The organism is Paenibacillus selenitireducens (assembly GCF_002021565.1).
In the GTDB taxonomy this organism is placed as follows: Bacteria; Bacillota; Bacilli; order Paenibacillales; family Paenibacillaceae; genus Paenibacillus_K; species Paenibacillus_K selenitireducens.
On sequence record NZ_MSZX01000002.1, the window covers coordinates 201,424 to 223,203 of the forward strand.

At 47.9% G+C, this 21,780-nt stretch carries 16 protein-coding genes; 13 read left to right on the forward strand and 3 right to left on the reverse strand.

What is annotated here, in order from left to right:
* Positions 1–40: 40 nt before the first annotated feature.
* A complete protein-coding gene (locus BVG16_RS05140) occupies positions 41–844 on the forward strand; it encodes a pyruvate, water dikinase regulatory protein (protein ID WP_078497477.1) in 804 nt (267 codons plus the stop codon).
* 257 nt (positions 845–1,101) lie between these two features.
* Here the strand turns inward: BVG16_RS05140 and dapA are convergent, their stop codons facing one another.
* A complete protein-coding gene (dapA, locus tag BVG16_RS05145) occupies positions 1,102–1,971 on the reverse strand; it encodes a 4-hydroxy-tetrahydrodipicolinate synthase (protein ID WP_078497478.1) in 870 nt (289 codons plus the stop codon).
* Between the two features lie 131 nt (positions 1,972–2,102).
* On the opposite strand from dapA, the gene BVG16_RS05150 reads away from it, so the two are divergent.
* From BVG16_RS05150 to BVG16_RS05205, 11 genes are all read left to right on the forward strand, one after another.
* The gene (locus BVG16_RS05150; RefSeq protein WP_078497479.1) at positions 2,103–3,011 is read left to right on the forward strand and encodes a LysR family transcriptional regulator; all 909 of its coding nucleotides are present in this window, start codon (positions 2,103–2,105) and stop codon (positions 3,009–3,011) included.
* Positions 3,012–3,036: 25 nt separating this feature from the next.
* Entirely contained in the window at positions 3,037–3,582 is a 546-nt protein-coding gene (locus BVG16_RS05155; protein ID WP_078497480.1) for a GNAT family N-acetyltransferase, read from the forward strand.
* 909 nt (positions 3,583–4,491) lie between these two features.
* Positions 4,492–5,607: a YjgB family protein gene (locus BVG16_RS05165; RefSeq protein WP_078497482.1), complete on the forward strand. Its 1,116-nt coding sequence runs from the start codon at positions 4,492–4,494 to the stop codon at positions 5,605–5,607.
* A 253-nt stretch (positions 5,608–5,860) separates the two neighbouring features.
* Positions 5,861–7,297 carry an SWIM zinc finger family protein gene (locus BVG16_RS05170; protein ID WP_078497483.1) on the forward strand — a complete coding sequence of 479 codons (1,437 nt, stop codon included), beginning with the start codon at positions 5,861–5,863 and terminating at the stop codon, positions 7,295–7,297.
* An 11-nt stretch (positions 7,298–7,308) separates the two neighbouring features.
* Positions 7,309–9,171, forward strand: a complete 1,863-nt coding sequence (locus BVG16_RS05175; RefSeq protein ID WP_078497484.1) for a HEAT repeat domain-containing protein — start codon at positions 7,309–7,311, stop codon at positions 9,169–9,171.
* A gap of 51 nt (positions 9,172–9,222) precedes the next feature.
* Complete coding sequence (locus tag BVG16_RS05180) at positions 9,223–10,326, forward strand: AAA family ATPase (protein ID WP_078497485.1); 1,104 nt, start codon at positions 9,223–9,225, stop codon at positions 10,324–10,326.
* A complete protein-coding gene (locus tag BVG16_RS05185) occupies positions 10,323–12,659 on the forward strand; it encodes a DUF5682 family protein (protein WP_078497486.1) in 2,337 nt (778 codons plus the stop codon). The genes BVG16_RS05180 and BVG16_RS05185 overlap by 4 nt, the downstream gene beginning before the upstream one ends.
* 2 nt (positions 12,660–12,661) lie before the next feature.
* Positions 12,662–13,879, forward strand: a complete 1,218-nt coding sequence (locus BVG16_RS05190) for a VWA domain-containing protein (protein ID WP_078497487.1) — start codon at positions 12,662–12,664, stop codon at positions 13,877–13,879.
* 213 nt (positions 13,880–14,092) lie between these two features.
* Positions 14,093–15,085 (forward strand): fatty acid desaturase, encoded by a 993-nt coding sequence (locus BVG16_RS05195; protein WP_078497488.1) that lies wholly within the window; start codon positions 14,093–14,095, stop codon positions 15,083–15,085.
* A gap of 45 nt (positions 15,086–15,130) precedes the next feature.
* A complete protein-coding gene (locus BVG16_RS05200) occupies positions 15,131–16,270 on the forward strand; it encodes a sensor histidine kinase (protein ID WP_078497489.1) in 1,140 nt (379 codons plus the stop codon).
* Positions 16,267–16,866 carry a response regulator transcription factor gene (locus BVG16_RS05205; RefSeq protein WP_078497490.1) on the forward strand — a complete coding sequence of 200 codons (600 nt, stop codon included), beginning with the start codon at positions 16,267–16,269 and terminating at the stop codon, positions 16,864–16,866. The genes BVG16_RS05200 and BVG16_RS05205 overlap by 4 nt, the downstream gene beginning before the upstream one ends.
* A 206-nt stretch (positions 16,867–17,072) precedes the next feature.
* On the opposite strand, the gene BVG16_RS05210 is transcribed toward BVG16_RS05205, so the two are convergent.
* Complete coding sequence (locus BVG16_RS05210) at positions 17,073–20,105, reverse strand: efflux RND transporter permease subunit (protein ID WP_078497491.1); 3,033 nt, start codon at positions 20,103–20,105, stop codon at positions 17,073–17,075.
* Between the two features lie 264 nt (positions 20,106–20,369).
* Here BVG16_RS05210 and BVG16_RS05215 point away from each other — a divergent pair, with 264 nt between their 5' ends.
* Positions 20,370–21,050, forward strand: coding sequence for a sensor histidine kinase (locus tag BVG16_RS05215; protein WP_078497492.1), 681 nt, complete (start codon positions 20,370–20,372; stop codon positions 21,048–21,050).
* 48 nt (positions 21,051–21,098) lie between these two features.
* Here BVG16_RS05215 and BVG16_RS05220 read toward each other — a convergent pair whose 3' ends face one another.
* Positions 21,099–21,725 (reverse strand): TetR/AcrR family transcriptional regulator, encoded by a 627-nt coding sequence (locus tag BVG16_RS05220; RefSeq protein WP_078497493.1) that lies wholly within the window; start codon positions 21,723–21,725, stop codon positions 21,099–21,101.
* Positions 21,726–21,780 lie beyond the last annotated feature (55 nt).

Here is a 21,780-nt window from a genome sequence, read left to right on the forward strand (position 1 = left end):
TTTTTCAGCATACTCATAAATTGTTAGGGGAGAAGTAGGAATGGGGCAGGAGCCACAGCAGATGATCACAATATGCTCGGATTCCGTAGGGGAAACCGCAGAAAGTGTTGTGCGCGCCACGATGAAGCAATTTACAGGGCAGGACGTGCAGCTCAGAAGAATTGGGCAAATCAAACAAGAGGATGATATACGCACCATCATGGAAGAAGTAAGCAGGCTTGGCGGGTTTGTCGTGTATACGCTGGTACAACCCGAATTGCGTGAAATGATGCGTTCTGAGGCGATTCGCTTGGGGATCCGTGCTGTGGATATCATGGGGCCGATGATGCAAGCTTTTATCGATACGTTTCATGATGCACCCAGCCGCAAACCTGGCTTATTGCATCAGTTAGACGAACCTTATTTTCGCCGTATGGAGGCGATTGAATATTCGGTTCAATACGATCACAGTCAAGATGTGAAAACGTTAGGAGAGGCGGATATTGTACTTCTTGGCGTATCTCGTACTTCGAAAACCCCCCTCAGTATATTCCTTGGACATAAAGGATATAAGACGGCGAATGTGCTGGTCGTGCCTGAGATGAAACCTCCGAAAGAGCTGTTCCAACTCACGCATCAACGGGTTGTATTGTTAACCATGAACGCGGAACAGATGCTCAAAATTCGAACGGAACGATTAAAGACGCTGGGCTTGCCAGCAGGGGCAAGCTATACGACATTAGAGCGGATTCAAGAGGAGTTAGCCTATGCGCATGCCGTGGCAGATCAGCTGCGTTGTCCCGTGATTGATGTGACAGATAAAGCCATCGAGGAAACGGCGGGCGTGATCTTGGGCTACGTATGAAGGAGCCATGCCGAGGAGGTATGGTTTTTATCTACTGTATAAGGTTCTAATAAATAGGAGGCCATCTTATCATTGGTTGGCTTATCGGCGTATTCCGTGCTGGAATGCGTTTTTTTGTGCACAAATATAACGATCCTCCCCTTCTTCGACAACGAAAGGGAAGACCGTTATTGCTTGCCGCATCGCTCGGATATTGGCATGAACGCTGCGACTCTTCTAGGGTAGATAGTTATGAGTTCTAAGGCTCTATCGAAAGGTTATACGTATGAGGAGAGGAGTTCCTCGAGAGCCGGGCTAATCGGCATGAGCGGCAGACGGAGTGTATTGGACTGAATCATGCCCTGCTCAGATAACATCCATTTCAGTGGGGCGGGACTTGATTCCGTGAAGAGCAGTCGGATAAGCGGAAGCAGCTCATGGAACAATTGCTCTGCGTGCTCATGGTTGCCTTCATAGAACTGTTGGCATAACGCAACGAATTGATCTGTCCTTACGTTGGCAGAGGCAGACAAGATCCCTTTGGCCCCTGCCTGCAAGGAAGAGAAAATGAGGGAGTCTTCTCCGCATAAGACGGGTTTGGAATCGATTGAAGCGAGCTGCGACACCAGTTCGGTCGTAGCGGTGCTGTCTTTGATCCCGATGACGCCGTCGAAATCAAGGATCGTTCGGATCGTGTCCAAGGTTAATGCAACCCCGGTTCGGTGCGGGATTTCATACAGAATGATAGGGACCCCGACTTCAGCTGCCCGGCGGAAATGTTCGATGATCCCTTGTTGGGATGGGCGGCTGTAATAGGGGACAACCACCAAGACAGCATCTGCGCCAAGCCGTCCAGCCCGTTCGATGTTGCGAATGGTTGAGGAGGTATCATTCGTTCCAACGCCTAATACGAGTGGGATCGAAGTACCGTCACAAGCCGTTCGGGCTGCAGCCATGAGCCGTTCAATCTCCTCGGCTTGGATGGTAGGAGATTCGCCGGTCGTTCCATTGATGACAAGCCCTTGAATGCCTGCGTCTCTAAATCGGCATATATGTCGATGGAAGGAAGGGAGATCGATCTCTCCATGTTCGTAAAAAGGTGTGATCAGAGGGACATAAACACCTGTCAGCTGTTGTTCGGTTAACATCAAATCATCTCCTAAACCATGCGTTGCATGGTGAATATACCCCAACATTAACATGGATTCTTATATCACAGTTATCTATAATAAATGATAAGGTGCATCAAAAATTTTGATGTTATAGGCGGTGGGTGCTCGTGGATTTAACTTATTTTCAGACGTTTCGCGAAGTTGCAAAGCAGCAGAGTTTTACCCGCGCGGCAGAGCAATTGGGTTATGCGCAATCTAGCGTGACGATGCAAATTCAGAAGCTGGAGCGGGAATACGGCGTTCCTTTATTGGAACGTGCGGGGAGACAGATGCGGTTAACGCCGCCGGGCGAAGAGTTGTTGAAGTATGCCGTCCCAATGCTGGATTTATTCGCGGAATCAAAAGAAAAAATTGCACAGCAGCTCGGAGGCAGCCTAACGATTGGGACGACAGATTCCGTAGCAGCGTATGTTCTGCCATCATATTTGCAGCAGCTTCGTCAGTTCATTCCAGGATTAACGATCCAGATGTACCCTGAAGTTGAAGAAGTGCTGTTGAATAACGTATCTGAAGGCGTGTTCGATGTGGGCGTACTACTGGACCGTCTACCTGCTTCGACTCTTTTACGATGCCAGGTTATTCGCGAGGAATCCTTGGTACTTATTGCGCCTCCAGACCATCCGTGGACAGGGCAAGCATCCATTCGAATCGAAGACTTGGAAGGCTGCGAATTTATCGTTACCGAAGAAAGCTGTGCTTATCGAACGTTGTTCGAGAATTTATTGAAAGAAAATGGGGTTTCTTTTCGAATTGGGTTCGAATTAGGAAGCCTAGAAGCGATTAAACATTGTGTGATGAATGGATTGGGTCTGGCTTACATGCCACGCATTGCTGTGGAAGATGAGATTAACCGAGGAGCTTTGGCTGCTCTACCGTTCGAGCATCCCGAGTTGAAGATGTATTTGCAATATGTGGTTCATCCGAAGAAATGGGTTTCGTTTGCCTTGCAATCTTTTATTGAGCTGATCCATCCGGACCTTTTTAAAATACAGAAGTCGGATAATGCAAAAAAATAATATGAACTTCAACGGAGGTAAAACAATGTACAATCAAGAAAAAAGAACAATCACTACCGAAAGATTGATTTTAAGACCATTTGAATTATCTGATGCTGGGCGTGTCTGTGAGCTCTGCAATAATTATAATATCTACAAAAGTACATTGACGCTACCTTATCCATACCCGATTGAATGTGCATTATCATGGATCCAAACACATGAAGATAATTTTAACAATAATAAATCATATGAGTTTGCCATTACTGATAAAAGTACAAACGAGCTTTATGGAGCTATAGGACTGTCCAATAAACAAACACACAGACATGGCGAACTTGGATATTGGATAGGTGAGGAAAATTGGGGTAAAGGATATGCAACTGAAGCAACAAAAGCTATCATTGAGTTTGCTTTTTCAGAAAAGAATTACCATAAAGTATATGCGAGATACTTTGCTTCAAATCCCGGCTCTGGACGGGTTATGCAAAAATCTGGCATGGTGCAAGAAGGTGTTTTATTACAGCATATCTATAAAGAAAATAAATTTGATGACCTTATTCATTATGGAATTTTAAACACTGGCGTATAAGCATTTTCTACAATTCACATGATATTATTGCCATTAAGCGCATGTGAAGCAGATATTCACAAAGGTAACAGCCGAAATCATAAAACATGGATTTATTGACGATGAGAACTGTGTGAGTCAAAAAGCTATAAGTCGACAATCTGAACTGCCCTATAAGGGCGGTCAGAGTGTCGAGAAAGTCCAGAGGACTTTTCGGAACTTTTCTTTTTTAAAGGGGCATTTCCATCCCCCTTCAAAAAAAGAGGGCACTGAAAAATTGATGTTTTTACTATCGATAATGATGAAATTTGCTATGTTGTATAAATCCAATAACTTTAACGGATTTGCCTATATTTAAGCGTCTATATTGTATATTTCCATTAAAAAAGGATGAACAACGCCAATAATACTCAATTCGTGGCTCTTATCCTGCATAAATCCAACATAGATGATAAACAAAGCCCATTCGGATGACCTATCTTGTATTCATCCAATATAGATGAATAACAAGGTTCATCCGGATGAAAATACGAGGCAGGCTCGCTTGTTTAGGGTGAAGTTACTTTTTTAGTGTCCTCCAAAAAACGAGGGTTTCTCGACAGCCTGACTGCCCTATAAGGGCGGTTTTTTTTGTTAGGAGTTTATCGAAAATCTTACGCTACGGTATTAGGCAGTGTCGTTAACTTCATTACGACATGAACAATCGAGAATATAACGTTTCGTGATTCAAGGACATAATCTCTTGAGCGAGTTCGAAGGATGCTATACGATCAGGCATTTCACCTCGCACCTCATTGTTCAATCCTTGATGGACAGCTCTCTTCGTTGTTGTGCATTTTTCCATGCAACTTTCTGCTTCATTAGAACGTTTAAGAGGGGTAATTCGATTTCAAGCCGAGAACACTTTGAAGATAAAGGAAGGGTGATGAGATGATAACCTATGATCGAAAATATAAAAGGATTTTTCTCGGCATGGCGCTAGGTGCTTTGGTCTTCTTAGGCGCGTGTCAAGATCGTTCGTCAGTCGATGAAAGTCAGGCGAATCTAGCTACAGATACATCCGTCGGATCCCAAACGAGCAGTTCGTCCTCGACTTCTCAACCCAAGTCAGAGACTGTAACGGCAAAAGAGACGATCACGAAGATCGAAGAAGCAGCCAAGAAGGGACAAATTCCAGGGTATAGCTTTACGGCGGGAGCATCCTTAATCGATCAGGTCGAGAAGGAGTGGGGGAAGGCGGATCGCAGCAATGCGGCAGGTCAAGGCATTTATTTCATCTATAGCAGCCGCCATTCGGTGGTAGGGGTGAATAAAGGGGATCAGATATTTGATCTTCGTTCCAATGCACCTGAAGTGCTGCAGCTGACAGAGCCGGATGTGACGAAGGTGCTCGGTGAGCCTAATCTGACGCAGACGCTCCATGTGAATGGGGAGAAGCAAATGTTATTGCAGTACAACGTAAATGACAAGTACCAGCTGAAGTTTATTTTTCTGGTAGGGGATGAAACTAAGCTGGATCATATCTCGGTCTATGCGCCTCAAGCGGCCAAAAACCTCATGGCGGAGGAAGCGAATAGCTCCAATACGAAGCGTTTATTAACGAATATTTTCGAATCAGCCAAACAGGGGAAGGTTCCGAATATTCCATTTGCCGCCAAAAATGCTCTGATCGACGATGTGCAGAAGGCATGGGGAACCGCAGACAGCGATAGTTACGTAGGCAAAGGAGTGTATTATGTCTATGGAGGCAAGCATGCTACCTTTGGCGTGAACAAAGGATCGCAAATCTTTGATGTTCGCACCGATGCGTCGGATATTCGCGCACTTACGTATTCCGATGTCGAGGCCGCACTCGGGAAAGCAGGTTCCGTACAAACGGTCACCGCAGGAAAAGAGAAGCAGACCTTGCTGATCTATGACGTAAATAAGACATTTCAGTTGAAATTCATTTTTGTACCTGAAAAGTCCGCAGCGCATCCTAACCCGCATGTAGACCATATCTCGGTATACTCTCCGGAAGATGCCAAAAATTTGATGGCTGAATAATCTAATATGTTGATGTGATAAGGGACGATCTCATATGCCGAGTACTCGGTGGTGGGGTGGTCCTTTTCTTGATTTTGTTCATAAGTTTGAGACACTTCGGGCATGGAAAAAAGTTTCAGATCGGTATAAAGTGGAAGAAGAGTAGGATTGAACCATTCATACTTACAAGAGGTCCGACGTACGTTTATAAAGATGTTCAGGGACACAGCAGATGGTTCTAAGTAAGGGAGAAAGAGAGATAGGAGCGATAATATTGATTGAAATTACATCATCATACGTGGATTCACTAGCTTCGAATAACGCCGCGATGAAGAATGCGCAAGGTCTGGTGAAGAAGCGCAGCTTCGTGCAGTTAAATCAATCGGAAGACGGGACATTATTATTCGCGGAATGTAAAGGGAGCGGAAGTTCAAATTACCAATGTTCTGCCGATTTCATTCAACCTGACAAACCGATCCTCCGTTGTTCTTGTCCAAGTAGGCAATTACCTTGCAAGCATGCGCTGGGGCTATTATATGCCTATGTCGGGGGAGAAGCATTCACTTCCGCTGCGGTACCGGATGACATTACTGCCAAACGGGAGAAAGCTGAGAAGCGGGAAGAGCAGAAGTTGAAACAGGCCGTCGATGGGGAGCCCAAACCAAAGAAAGTGAACAAGACGGCACTCAAGAAAAAAATCCAATCGCAACTCGAAGGACTGGATGTGCTAGAGAAATTTATTCAATCCTTGGTTCGCAACGGTCTGGGCACGATCGACAAGAAAGTGATCAAGACGATGCAAGAGCATGTGAAGCAAATGGGCAATTATTATTTAACTGGTGCGCAGACGGAATTGCGACGGCTTACCTTATTGCTCTCAGAGGCAGAGGATCGTGAACAGGTATACACGGACGTCGTGGAGCAATTGGCCATCATGCATGCCTTTATTAAAAAAGGACGTACATATTTAACAAATAAATTAGCAGATCCTGCGTTGGCGCTTGATCATGAATCGACCATTGAAGAATGGCTGGGACATGCGTGGCAGCTCACAGATCTGAAGGAATACGGACTGATGAAGGAACAAGCGGAGTTGGTTCAGCTCGCATTTGTGAGCTATGACGATCCGGCAAGACAAGAGTATGTTGACGAAGGATTTTGGTTGGAACAAGATAGCGGTGAAATTCATCGAACACTCCAATATCGGCCTTACAAAGCGGCGAAGCTGATGCGTGAAGAGGACAGCTTTTTTGATGCTACACGCATTCCTTCCTTATATCGTTACCCGGGAGATGCCAATCGCAGAGTGCGCTGGGAGGAAATGGCTGCTAGACCGTTGGATCCTCACGAGGTTGCAAGGATGTCGATACATGCCCAGCGTTCGTATGCAGATGTCATCAAAAAAGTGAAAAATCAGCTGAAGAATCCCCTAAGTGATGCAAATCCGGTCGTATTGCTTCATGTCGCTGAGGTCCTGCTTAGCAGTCAAGATGAAGTTGTTATTACGGATGAAGCGGGTCAACATCTCGTGCTGCAGGATCAAGCAACGGCTGGACATCGGGCCCTCCCGCTGCTAACACATTTGTCAGCATCTCAATTGGAAGATGTGAGCATGTTGGTGAGGTTCGAGCACGATATGGACACAGGACGATTAACGGCAATGCCTTTGACAATATTGAAGGATGCGGAAATGATCCGCCTCTTGTATTAGGAGGAATGAAGATGAGTACAGCGTTATTACAGGAGCTCCATCAAGAACTGCGTCGACTCTACATTGCTGGGAGCGATCTGGCTCTCGGAGATTACCGATTAAAACGGATACTGCCGCAATTCCAGCAGCTGGGTGAGCGATCCCCTATTTTTAAGAGATTGGGCGAAGGGATTACGGCTCTGATTGAGCCTGCTGACACGCAAAGCTACCAATCTGCAGAACAGTTACAAGATCTGGGGCTGCTCCTGACTTCCGTGCTCCGTACGCAAGGGACGACAGCACCGCAGGGTGACCTCAGATCGATACCGAATCGACCGGTCTCTTTATCTACGTATCTTTCGTATCGCAAGCTGGCGGCTGTAGAGGAGGCACTTTCGACGACAGGGAGCAATCGGTATGAGGTAGTTGTTCAGGCGTTCGAAGAAGGGATGTTCCGGGATCTTCGTCTGTTAGACCCTGCTGTTCGAGCGCTTCAGGATCCTTATTCGGAAATCGCCGAATTTGCAATGCAGAAGATCTTGCCTGCATACGGAGCTGAGGTCGTTCCCTATTTGATCGACGGATTTAATCCGATGGGAGGCAGGGTAGAGAGCAGGAAGCTTCACGTTATCGGGCAGGTAGGCGGAGAAGAGGTATTGGATCTGATTTTTCAAGCAGCGGAATCCGGCTCGGAGGAAGTTCGCGTAACGGCGATCCGTTTACTGGCACCTCATTCCTCCTATGAGCCTGCATTATTATCTTGGACGAAGGATAAGAAAAAATCGATTCGTGAAGCCGCGTACCAGGCCCTGGCAACAATCAAGACAGATACTGCGGTAGAACGAATATATGAAGCTTTTGCAGGCAAGGACATCGAAATCGCAGCCGAAGCCGCAGCAAAATGCAACGCGGAAGAATTAACGGTACGGTTCGTTCGTGATCTAAGCACAGAAATACAACAGGCACCCGTGTACAAAGACGATAAGAAGAAGGCAGAAGCTTCGTGCATAAAAATGAAGCACTATCTTACTGCTTTGGAAGGGAAACGAAGCGATGCCTTGTATGAGGTATTTGCTGAAGTGACTAGACAATACGCATTCTTTATCTCGTATGCTGGATTGGATCTTTTGGACGCTGCAGCGTATTATTTCGAGCAGGATAATTCCTTGGATGCGCTGAAGAATCTTCATATTTTGGAACAACATAATACGCGATATCTATCCCATGCTTTCCGGTCATCGTTCCGGCAGCTCACTCCATCCCAATTGTACGAACACTATGTTCATTCTGTACGTAATAAATGGAAGATGAAGACGAATAAGGAGACGCAGAAAAAGCTGCAGCAGTTCATATCTATCATCGAACAGCAAGTGATTTCGTATCCGTATCAGTCTTATGCTAATCTGTGGAGTTCTCAAGAGGAGACTTCCTTGCTGCGTAAGGTAGAGTTGATGCCCGCGGAACAGGTAGCACAGCAATGGGATGTTCGATGGTTAGATTGGTTGATTGAGGTGGATGCAGCGCATCTCGTCTGTGTGTTCACACGGCCGGGGCATACGGTATCTCAGTCATTCATGGTTGAGAAGCTGCAAGGAATGAAAGAGCTGCGTCATCAATCTATTGAAGTTCTACTTCTTGGGCTTGAACGTGCGGAAGTGGATGTATCGATTCGGTGGGAAATGCTCATGAATTTGCTTGAACATAAGCGGAACAGCAGTTTTTATGTGTTCGAAGGTCATCTTCTGGAATATTTGTATCAGCTGCCATTCGCATTTCAAGATCGACTGGCTGCGATCATGCCGAACTATAGATATACGGCTCGCGAACAGCTCCAATATGTATGGAACACGATGGAGGACAAGAAACAAGAAGCTTATGCGATAGATTCTGTGTGACCTAGTGATAGGTTGTGACTTAAGAAAAAACGATCATGAGGAGATGAGGATATGGTCACGAGCCAAGAGCAATGGCAAGATGTGATGCGGTTGCCCGCTGAACAATTATATCAAGAAGAGTTAGCTGCGTTGAAGAAAGCGGATAAGGGGAAGATTCCCGTAGGTTGGCAAATGTCGCCACAGTCGGTACTTACGTTCATTACGGGAGGCAAAGTCGGCAAAACGGTCATTTCACCAAAATATATCGGCAACAAAAGACTGATCGAAATGGCTATCGCGACACTGGTCACAGATCGGGCGCTTCTGTTGATCGGGGAACCAGGGACGGCGAAATCTTGGTTATCTGAAAATCTGTCTGCCGCCATTTATGGACATTCCGGGCTTGTTGTCCAGGGTACGGCAGGTACCAGTGAGGAGCATGTTCGATATTCGTGGAACTATGCCATGCTGTTGGCGAATGGACCCTCACCTGAGGCACTCGTACAAAGTCCTGTGATGCGCGCCATGGAAGCGGGTGGGATTGCTCGATTCGAGGAAATTTCACGATGTGCTTCCGAAGTGCAGGATGCGCTCATTTCGATTTTATCGGAGAAGACGATTTCTGTCCCCGAGCTAGGCCGGGAAGTAAGCGCGCGGAAAGGGTTCTCGATTATTGCCACAGCCAATACGCGGGATCGGGGCGTGAACGAGATGTCTGCGGCTCTGAAGCGTCGCTTTAATATTATTATTCTGCCGACACCAACCGATATGGATACGGAAGTTGAGATCGTGAAGAAGAGGGTGCGTGAAATTGCTTCCTCCTATGATCTTCAAGCCGCTATTCCTGCCGATGAGGCGCTGATCAAGGTGGTTACTATATTCAGGGAATTGCGTAACGGCATGACGCTGGATAAGAAGGAGAAGCTTAAATCTCCTGCGGGAGTCATCTCAACGGCGGAGGCCATCTCCTTATTAACCAACTCCATGGCGCTAGCGGCGAGTTTCGGCAACGGCGAGCTCACGGATGAGGACCTTGCAGCGGGATTGCAAGGCGCCATCGTCAAGGATGATGTGAAAGATAAACTGGTCTGGAAAGAGTATCTTGACAATGTGATGAAAAAGCGTGGCGCAGAATGGCGAGGTTTGTACACAGCCTGTAAGGAGATGAACGAGTGAATAGCGTAGCGACGGCAGCTGTACATATTTTTGGTGTGCGGCATCTGTCACCAGGCGGCTCCTTGCATCTCCTAGAGATGCTGCGGGAAGTTCAGCCTACAGCCGTGCTCATTGAAGGGCCATCGGATGCGAACTCGGAGATGCATCATCTGACGAATCGCCTTACGAATCCGCCTGTCGCTATTCTAGCCTTTACAGAGGATCTGCCTGTCCGAACGGTATTATGGCCTTTCGCTGCATATTCTCCTGAGTATCAAGCGATGAAATGGGCCGCAGAGAACGGAGCGCATGCCGCATTTATCGACCTCCCTTCCTCGATTACGGTTGCGCTTCAACACCTTCGAGTCGATCCGGGAGAAAAAGAGGTAGAAGAAGATGCAGATACAGCGAGCAAAATGAGTGCCGATGCGTTCGATGATTCTTCCATTTATGCCAGGATCGCAGCGATTGCTGGTGAGCATGATTACGATATGTACTGGGAGCGTAATTATGAGCTCAATCGAAGTAAAGGCGCATACAAGGAGGCCATTATCGCATTCTCCACCCAGATGCGTGAGCTTACGGAGGAGAACGAGAGACAGCATCAACGGATCGAATATGCCTATAACGCAATTCGAGAGGCTTATATGCGGAGGCAGATTCAAGACACGATTGCCGCGGGCCATGAACCGAACCGAATTGTCGTCGTCTGCGGGGCTTATCACGCGGCTGCGCTTGCGCAAGATTCGCGGGTTATGACGGATCAAGAATGGGCGCTGCTGCCTTCCCGTAAGACCAAGCTGACACTGATGCCCTACTCTTATTATAAGTTGTCTTCCATGTCCGGATATGGGGCAGGCAATAATGCGCCGAATTATTATGAGATGATGTGGGAGCGAATGCGGACCAACACATTGGAAGATTTGCCGCATTATTACTTGTCATCGATCGCAAGATGGATGCGGGAGACGGGGAACCACCGGTCAACGGCTGAAGTGATCGAAGCTGTACGGCTTGCAGAAGCATTAGCTGCATTGCATGGCGGGGCTTCACCCACCCTTCGGGATTTGAGAGATGCTGCGCAGACGTTATTGGGACGTGGGGATTTATCCGTCATTGCTGATGCGCTCGCCCGTGTCGATGTGGGAACGGCCATCGGCTCGTTGGCAGAAGGCGTCAGCCAGACACCGATTCAAGATGATCTCAATCGATTGTTGAAGCAATTGAAGCTAGAGAAGTACAAGACAACGGTGGCTACCGATTTATCCCTGGATTTGCGCGAGAATCGCCGGGTTGCCTCGGAAGAATCAGCCTTCCTTGATTTGAATCGATCCACCTTATTTCATCGATTAGTATGGCTTGGTATATCCTTCGCGAAGATTCGGCCTAGCGGGCAGGAGCAGGCAACCTGGGCTGAGCATTGGGTCATTCAGTGGTCACCTGAGGTCGAAATCCAGGTGGTGGAATCTACGCTTCTTGGGGAGACCGTGGAAGTAGCTTCTGCGTATGTTCTTCAGCAGAAGCTGGAGGGCTGCAGTACCATTGCGGAAGCATCCATGCTGATTCGCACGGCATGTGATTGCCGGATGTTAGAGCAAATGGAAACCGCACGGCAGACATTGCAGCGTCTTGCCGCAGATAGCCGCGATGTGGTCCAGATTGCTGCAGCGGCGAAGGAACTATCCATGATTATCAGTTACGGGGACTTGCGGCGTATGGAGACAACACGGCTGCTGCCGCTGCTGGAGCAGCTATTTATGAGGGCTTGCCTGTTCCTCCTTGACGCCGCGCAGTGTAATGATGAAGCAGCAAGCGACATCATGGCGGCCATGAATGAGTTGAACCGAATTGCCCTGGAGCATAGCGAACAGGTAGACGAATCATTATGGCTGCAAGAACTGCTGCATTTATCAGAACGGGATGATCGGAATCCGCGCCTCTCCGGTTTTGCTTGCGCCATCTTGATGGAACGTCATGCCATTACCCATCAGCAATGTGCTGAAGAGGTATCTAGACGGCTTTCCCCAGGAATTCCAGCAGACCTTGGTGCAGGATGGTTCGAAGGTTTGTCGCAGCGGAATCGGTATGCCCTCTTATCACGACAGAGCTTGTGGGAGCAATTAAATGCGTATATTGTCTCGCTCAGCGATGATGAATTTGCTCGTGCACTGGTGTTCCTGCGGCGCGCATTCAGTTCGTTCGCCCCGCGGGAAAAGACGATGATTGCAGAGTTACTGGGTGAATTATGGGGAGTTCATACGGATCAAGCGGCTGAGATCTTGACCGGGGATTTGAAGGAGGACGAAGTGAAGATGATTGACGAGCTGAATGAATTTGATTTTGAGGATTTCTGACCATGGATAACTATATAGATTCACAGACGGTGTCGAGATGGAGAATGATTCTAGGTTCTTCCGCTGAGAAGCAGCTTGCCAGCTGTTGTGCTAGCGGGAGCATCGAGTTATCTGCAGAAGAGAAAATCATGGATGAAGCATTGGCTGCCATCTACGATGATTCAAGCGTTGGAGATACAGGCCAGCGCAACGGCGGACAATCAACGGGTAGGAGTGCAGACCTTGGGAAGTCTGCTCCCCGTCTTTCCAAATGGTTAGGTGATGTCAGACAATTTTTCCCTGAAGACGTGGTCTCCATCATTCAGAATGATGCCATGGAGAGAAAGGGATGGAAACAGCTCCTATTTGAGCCGGAGGTCTTAGCCCAGGTGAAGCCCGACATTCAATTGGTCGGCACCCTTTTATCTTTGAAGGGGAAAATTCCAGAGAAGACGAAGGACACGGCGAGAATGTTGGTGTCCTCTGTTGTTGAAGAGCTCGTGAAACGCCTTGAACAGGACATTCGACGCGCGGTGACGGGTGCGCTGAATCGAAGGCAGCATTCCCCGCTTCCTTCCGTGAGCGGCATCGATTGGAAGCGAACGATTCAGCGAAATCTGAAGCACTATGATCGAGCGAGCCGTCAGATCATCCCGGAGAAGTTCTATTTTTTCGATCGGGCACAGCGAAGTCAAGAATGGACGGTTATTCTGGATATAGATCAGAGCGGATCGATGGCAGATTCGGTGATTTGGGCTTCGGTCATCGGTTCGATATTCGCGAGTATTCCTGCATTGCGAACGCGTGTCGTCGTATTCGATACAGAAGTGGTAGATTTAACGGAGCAATGCGCAAATGACCCCGTAGATATGCTGTTCGGCATTCAATTGGGCGGAGGGACGGATATTAACAAATCTGTCGCGTATTGCGAACAATTCGTCGAAGAACCGAAGAAGACCTTATTTATTATCATTTCCGATTTATACGAGGGAGGCAACCAGTCCGCGCTGATCCGCCGGATGCGTGACCTGCGTGAAGCAGGGGTTCGGACGATGTGTTTACTCGCGTTGTCTGATCAAGGAAAACCGTTCTATGATGAACGCGTTGCGAAGTTACTTGCGCGGGACGGGACGCCTTGCTTTGCATGTACGCCTGCTTTATTGCCCGAACTTGTTGAAGGTGCGCTGAAGGGCTTCGATTTGTTCGAACTTGCGAAACGGTTGGGAACGAAGCAAGGGTGATTATTTCATAAGTGGTTAGGTATGAAGCCGTGCTTATAGCGAATTCAAATTCGTTAAAGCACGGCTTTTTGCATTCCCCTATATGACATTTGTCATGTCCACCACTTGACGTTTATGACTACTCGGATGATATTGCATTTTCTATACTTAATATAGAAACGGCCGCAATGTTCGGACCTATTCTCCAAGCGTCATATGAGGAGGACACCCACGATGAGTCAAGTCAAAATAAGCCATTTAAAAAAAGAAATGCTTCCCTACGAAAAAAGCAGTATAAAGACAAGTATCAAGCAGATTGTGAACACGATCCTACCCTTATTCGTCCTATGGTACGCCGCCTATCTAAGCCTTTCGGTGTCTTATTGGCTGACGATTCCTCTGGTCATCTTATGTTCTGGTTTTGTGATTCGAACGTTTATTATTTTCCATGACTGTTGTCATCAATCATTCTTCAAAAGTCGGTTGGCTAACGATATTCTCGGGACGATCACGGGAGTCATTACCCTTGTTCCTTATCAGCAGTGGAAACACAGTCATTCGATCCATCATGCGACAAGCAGTAACCTCGACAAGCGGGGTACCGGGGATATGTGGGTCCTTACCGTCGATGAATATGCAGCGGCCTCCCGATGGAAGCGAATCGCTTATCGAACTTATCGCAATCCAGTCGTGATGTTGGGACTAGGCCCTATTTTTATATTTTTGATTACCTATCGTTTTAATACTCGTGGCGCACGGCGGAAAGAACGGATGAATACGTATCTCATTAACGTTTGTATTGTGGCGCTTTATGCGCTATTAAGTTGGGCGATCGGATGGCAGTCATTTTTGCTGATTCAAGGACCGATTTTTTATGTATCGGCCATGTTAGGCATTTGGTTGTTCTATGTTCAGCATCAGTTCGAAGACTCGTATTTTGAAAAAGAAGAAGAATGGAGCTATGTTCAAGCAGCCGTTGAAGGAAGCTCTTATTATAAGCTGCCGAGAGTCTTGCAATGGTTAACGGGGAATATCGGGTTCCACCATGTGCATCATCTCAGTCCGAAAGTGCCAAATTATAATTTGGAAAAAGCTCATAATGCATCGCCGCCCTTACAGCAAGCGACGACGATCACGATCTGGACGAGCTTGAAATCGTTGAAGTTCAGGTTATGGGATGAGCGAAATAAAGGATTTGTTAGTTTTAAAGAGTCCAAACGTTTATAATAATGATACAAACAGCTTGACGGTGAAAGGGAACGGAGGACGGCCATGCAAAAGTGGTATCAAATTTTTCACAGAAGCACGGGCTTGAGTCCATATGTATGGGTCGTCTTTTATATTCTGCCGTTCTACTTCATATTCCGATCGCAATCAACGTATCAAGTCGTGCTCGGCATTATTATGATCTTAGCGTTTTTTATATGTTACGTGCTTTCTTTTACTTCGAAAAGCTGGTGGGTATACTTCTGGACGTCCCTGCAAATTCTAATCTCCGTCATGATGACGTTGATGTTCGGCTATGTATATTTTTCACTTTTCTTAGCCTTTTTCATCGGCAATATTCAGCATCGGATCGGTTTTATTACCTTGTATACGATTCACCTCATCACCACGATTACGACGATTAACTTTGGTTTTGTGACGAGGGATCCTATTATGCTTACGCAGCTGCCGTTTGTTTTGATTAGTCTGATCGGTGTGATTTTGCTTCCTGTCACGACGTATAATCGGAATAAGCGAGAGAAGCTGCAAGGACAGCTGGAGAATGCGAATAAACGTATCTCAGAGCTAGCCATGCTGGAAGAACGTCAAAGAATTGCACGGGATCTTCACGATACCTTAGGCCAGAAGCTTTCCTTAATTGGACTAAAAAGTGATTTGGCGGCCAAGCTCATGCATCAACAGCCGGCCAAAGCGCAAGCGGAGATGAACGATATTCAGCAAACGGCTCGAAGCGCACTCAAGGAAGTGCGGGAAATGGTAACTGAAATGCGCGGAACCCGTCTTGAGGATGAGATGTTTCGCATTAAGCAGATCCTCAAAGCTGCCGAGATCGAGCTGACGATGGAAGGTGACGAGCGGCTGATTCATACCTCTCTGCTGAACGAGAATGTGCTGAGTATGTGCTTGAAAGAGGCGGTGACGAATATCGTCAAACACAGTCAAGCCACAGCATGCTGCATCGTCTTCACGCCTTCACCGACTGAGATGAGTATCCAAGTGAAGGATAATGGGCAGGGCATTCCGACAGGAGATGCGGTCTATTCGCGAGGTAGTGGATTACGCGGCATGAGGGAACGACTTGAATTCGTGAATGGAAGTCTGGTCATCGGATCAGACCATGGGGCTGTCATTACGATCCGCGTACCAACGGTCTTCAAACCATTGGATAAGGAGGTAGAGAAATGATACGAATTGTTATTGCGGAGGACCAACGCATGCTCCTGGGGGCGTTAGCCTCTTTGCTGGATCTTGAAGAAGATATGCAAGTGGTAGGGCGTGCAAGTAACGGTGAAGAAGCAGTGCAGCTCGTTCATCTTCATCAACCGGATATCTGCGTCATGGATATTGAAATGCCAGTGAAGAACGGTTTGGAAGCAGCCGAGGCTTTGAAGGGCAGCGGATGCAAGGTTATGATTCTAACGACGTTTGCTCGAACGGGATATTTTGAACGTGCGGTAAAAGCAGGGGCTCACGGATATATGTTGAAAGATAGTCCAAGCGAGGAACTGGCCAATTCGATTCGCAGTATTATGGCAGGACGGCGTATTTATGCGTCGGAGTTAGTCGATGATGCGTATGGCGAAGAGAATCCGCTCACGGAGCGGGAGAAGGAAGTACTGGGGTTGATCGCGGATGGCAAAAATACGAAGGAAATCGCGAGTCAGCTCTATATTACGACAGGCACGGTTCGAAACTATATTTCGGTCATTCTGGATAAGCTGCATGTCAGCAATCGGATTGAAGCGATTATGCGTTTTAAGGAAAAAGGTTGGTTTAAATGACCGGATATGAGGATAGAGGATGCGGACAAACTTCCGTAGTCTCTATCCTTTTTTTGAGCTCAACGCACAATTTATTAAAGAGAAGAAATCGACTTATATAATATAAGCCGATTTCTTCTCTTTTTTTTACTAACTCATGAGTATCACCGTGGTAATTGCTAATGTGTATTCATGGAATGGGCTCTTTCACATTCCAACTGTTAGCTTTAAATGGCTTTCACAGAAGCAGGATTTGCTTTTGCCTCAATCGTCTCTTTTTTCTGCTTACGTTGTTTGCCCGATTTGCGGAAATAGAGCAGTTCGTAAATCGCCGGGACGATGACCAGTGTCAGCACTGTTGCAGCGGTTAGGCCGCCGATGACTACAATCGCCAAGCTTTGCGAGACGATGCTGCCCTGTTCCGAATGGCCGAACAGGAGCGGAACCATCGCGCAGATGGTAGCAATGGCCGTCATCAGAATCGGGCGCATCCGTGTTCCGGCTGCTTCGATGATCGCGTCGCGGATACTCATATGCTCCTCGTTTTGCTTGATGCGGTCGATCAGCACAATCGCGTTCGTGACGACGATACCGATCAGCATCAGTGCGCCGAACAAAGCCGTGAAGTCAGGCGTCACACCGGACACAAGAAGCCCTACAATCGCCCCGATTGCAGCGAGCGGCAGAGAGAACATGATGGCCAGCGGCGCACGGAGCGTCTTAAAGGTTAACACCATGATCAGGTAGACCAAGCCGATGGAGATCAGCGCGGTCATTCCCAGGTCGCTGAAGTCTCCGGCCTGATCAACCGATGCCCCGCCTGCAAATAAGGTGACACCTTCGGGAAGTGTAATGGCATCGGTTTTCTTTTTAATCTCCGCACCAATCTCGGAGACTTTCTTCGGATCTACCTCTGCGGTGATCCGCACGTACGGTTTTCCATCTTTATGATACAGCATCGCCGGCTCATTACGAACCTCAAGGGTAGCCATTTGGGAGACAGGTACCGGACCTGCGGCGGTCATAATGGTAATGCCCTTCAAGTCCTGCTGTGTTTTGGGCTCTATAATAGGTTCTAACACGACACCAACCGGAGATCCGTCCAGATCAATCTGCCCCAGCGGAATGGGGTTGAGCATTGATCCCAGTTGCATCGAGAGTTCCTGCGCGTTGGCCTGCGTCGGTTCAACCTTGAAGGCAAATACCGGCTTCGTATCTTCCATGTTGCTGCTGACCTTTTGGACACCATCCACTGTCTTCACTTGATCCGTAACTTTGGAAGCCACGGAGGCAAGAGCAGTAAGGTCATCCCCAACGATATCAATATATTCACTGGTGGAGCTGGAACCCATCATACTGGCCTCATTCGCGGTCAGCACAGCGCCGGCATAAGATTCCTGGCTGCTGCGGACATGGTCAATGAACGCCTGCGCATCCGCATCTTTCTTCATAACAACGGTATAGTCCACTTGGGTTACCGAGGTAACATTTCCCCATTTCGCCGAATCGGCACTGTTGCCGGACTGCATAATAACGGTCTTCGCCTGCCCTTGTTTCATCATATCCTGCTCAAGCTGTTTCCCTTTGTCCAGTACCTCGGATACGGGAACATCATTCGGGTATTTCAATTGGACCGCTACATAGCTGGCATCCGAAGCATCGAGTGCTCCTTTGGGCATGGAGATGTAGGCGGCGATTGAACCGGCCAGAATGATCAGCCCAAGAGAGAGGGACAGCCATTTGCGCTGCAGATTCCAATTCAGGAATCCGGTAAAGCGTTTGGAAGGCTCATGCTCTTTCATGGAAGAGCTGCGCAGCAGCCAAGAACTTAGCAGCGGAACCACGGTCAATGCTACAACCAGGGAAGTCAGCAGCGAGTAAGTTACGGTTAAGGCAAATGGCAGCAGGAAAGCCTGCAATCCGCCCCGCAAAAGCCCCATGGGCAAAAACACGGCCACCGTAGCAATGGTTGAAGAAGTAATCGCCCGGGCAACTTCCTTGGTTGCACTGATAATCATATCCACCGAGAACGGCTCCTTCTGCATTCTGCGGTAGATATTCTCAATGACTACGATGCTGTCATCCACCAAACGGCCGACCGCAACCGCCACACCGCCAAGGGTAATAATGTTCAGGGTGATGCCGGATACGTCCAGCAAGTATAAAGTGACGGCCAGAGAAAGCGGGATAGACACCGCCGTAACAAGCGTCGCCCTAATATTCCGCAGGAAGAGCAGAATAACGATAGTCGCAAATAAAGCACCCAGCAATACTTCACGCATCATACTATTCACCGAGGTAACCACCATGTCGGAGGTGCTGAATACCACCTCGGCCTCAGCATTCTTTACAGTTTTATTAATATGATTTACAGCATCCTGTACTTTGTTGCCGACACCCACCGCATTGGCATTGGCTTCTTTGGTCACGACGGCGAACAGCACATCTTTACCGTTCGAGCGGCTGACGCTCTCCTGATCTTGCTTCAATTGAACGGCAGCAATATCCTGCAGGGTAACACCAGTCGATACAGGAAGCTTTTTTAACGTGTCGATACTGTCGATTTGGGAAATGACGTTCACGTTGCCCGTCTGCCCGCCAATCGTCTGCTCCCCGAGAGAAGCCGAGACATTGCGGCCCTGGAGCAGGCCCATCACCTGGCTACTGGATACTCCCTTTTGAGCCATGAGCTGCGGGTCAAGCTTGACGCTGATTTGCGGCGCCGTTTTCCCATACAGTCCTACAGAAGATACCCCTTCAATGTTCTCAAGCTGGGGTATGATTGTTTTTTCGGCAAGCTTAAGGTTCTCTTTCGTCAATCCTTCTTTAAAGGAAAGAGTCACCTGGGATATTGGAATCATGGAGGTATTTAGTTGAAGCACGAACGGGGCCATTACGCCTTGTGGAAATTGGAGCGAATCCACAGCTTTTTGTACTTCTTGCGCGGCATCCTTCATATTCGTTTTGGAATCAAAATAAATGTCGACCTTCGCATATCCGTCTCCGGAAGTGGACAGCATTTCCTTTTTCCCCTTCACAGAAGCTGCTGCTGCTTCAATCGGCTTCGCCACACGAGTCTCCATCGAATGCGCATCCTGCCCGGGACCCAGCACAGCAACGGTAACCTGAGGATTATCCGCCTCCGGCATAAACTCCATTGGCAATGTGGTGTAGCTCATGATCCCCACCACAAGCGCCATGATAACTAGCAGACCCACCGCGGCCTTATTGCTGAACGACCACTTTGTTAACCCTGTCATTTCTTTTTCCCCTTCCACGCTGTTAAATTATGTTGGTACATCTTGTTCCTCGTATGACTGCTGTCTTATGTATGATTTTCCAACTCCGACTAAGTTTAGCGTCTTTCCACCAGCCCCAAAACCGTCCGGCGACGGGTTTAATCCTAAGACCTGAGGTGGATTCCTTTCCCCATCCGAAGACAGAGGCATCCGGGCAGCACAAAAACCTAAAAAAAATGAATCTGCACACCCGATCCATCTGTACAATCATTTCGGGGAACAGAAATGGCGGGGGAATTGAAGCAGCTTGAACGGATGAGGCAGGATTTTGTATCCAACGTCCCGCATGATATCCAGACATCGCTTACCTCTATTTCCGGCTTTGCCAAGGCGCTGCAGAATAATGATTTGATTGTGGAAGAGGAGCGCAGCGGGTATCTTGATATCATTATTGCGGAGAGTGAACGACTGTCCAGGCTCAGTGATAATCTGCTGAAGCTTGCCTCTCTCGACTCTGACCATCATCTCTTCAAAGCAGGTTCATTCCATCTGGACGAGCAGATTCGCACCATCGTTGTGACCTGTGAGCCGATGTGGTCGGCCAAAAGGATCATCATCGATCTGGAACTCCCGGCGGGTGTGACGATTAAGGGGAATGAGGACCAGCTTAAGCAAGTGTGGATGAATCTGCTTAGCAACAGTATTAAATTCACGCCTGAAGGTGGAAATATCCGCATCGGGATAGAATGTAGTGCAACAGAAGTGTCCGTCACGATCAGCGATAACGGAATCGGGATTTCCCCGGAAGAGTTCAGCGCGGTATTCGAGCGGTTTTATAAAGTCGAGGTGGATGGTGCAGTAGGAGAGGGCACGACAATTATCGTCAGACTACCTTTCTCTCCATCTACTGCGGCTAGCCGGAAGGGCTATAAGCCCTCTGATGATGATTTGGTGGAAGGGAATTAAGTTGGCTTCTGTGGATTGTATTGCCCCTTAAGTGCTCATGAAGCAGACTTAAGGGGTTTTGTGATGCCGCACGCCCTGCATGATAAAATCTTTGAACTGGCGATCGTTAGCCTTGTCTTCTTCTGTAACTTCTCCGCCGCGTTGGTGGGCAATGATTACGGCTTTTTGCAAATACATGAAATACAGGTGGGTGGACTTCAGCAGGATTTCCACCCACCTTGTTTTTTCCTCGGGAGCTACCGGTACGGTCTCCAATTGCACTAGCCGCGTGTACCACCCCTGCATCGCTTGCTTGAAATCGGGCAGTTCAGCGGGATTCTTGGATAGGGTGCTATAGTAGACTCCAAAGATGGCATCGTAGTAGATCAATGCCTCCTGATGCTCCCTGAGCGCCAAATACTTGTCCAGAATAATCTCCAGAGATTGCTCGGGCTGCTCAAAATTAAAGTCAAACAGCAGTTGTCCGAACATCCGCTCCAAATTTTCAACATAGATCTGAGCGGCTAATTCTTCCTTGTCCTTATAATGATGATACAAGGTGCGTCGGGAGACACCAGCTTCCTCTGCAATCTGAGCCATATCTGTGCGCTCGATGCCTTGCGCACAGAACAGGGTCAGCGCTGTGTCCTTAATCATCTCCCGCGTCAATTGCATTTGCTTCTCACGCAGTTTCATGTACTTTCTCTCCTGCCTCTTGCCATATTTCCTTTTGGTAGATGTCTTTAAATTC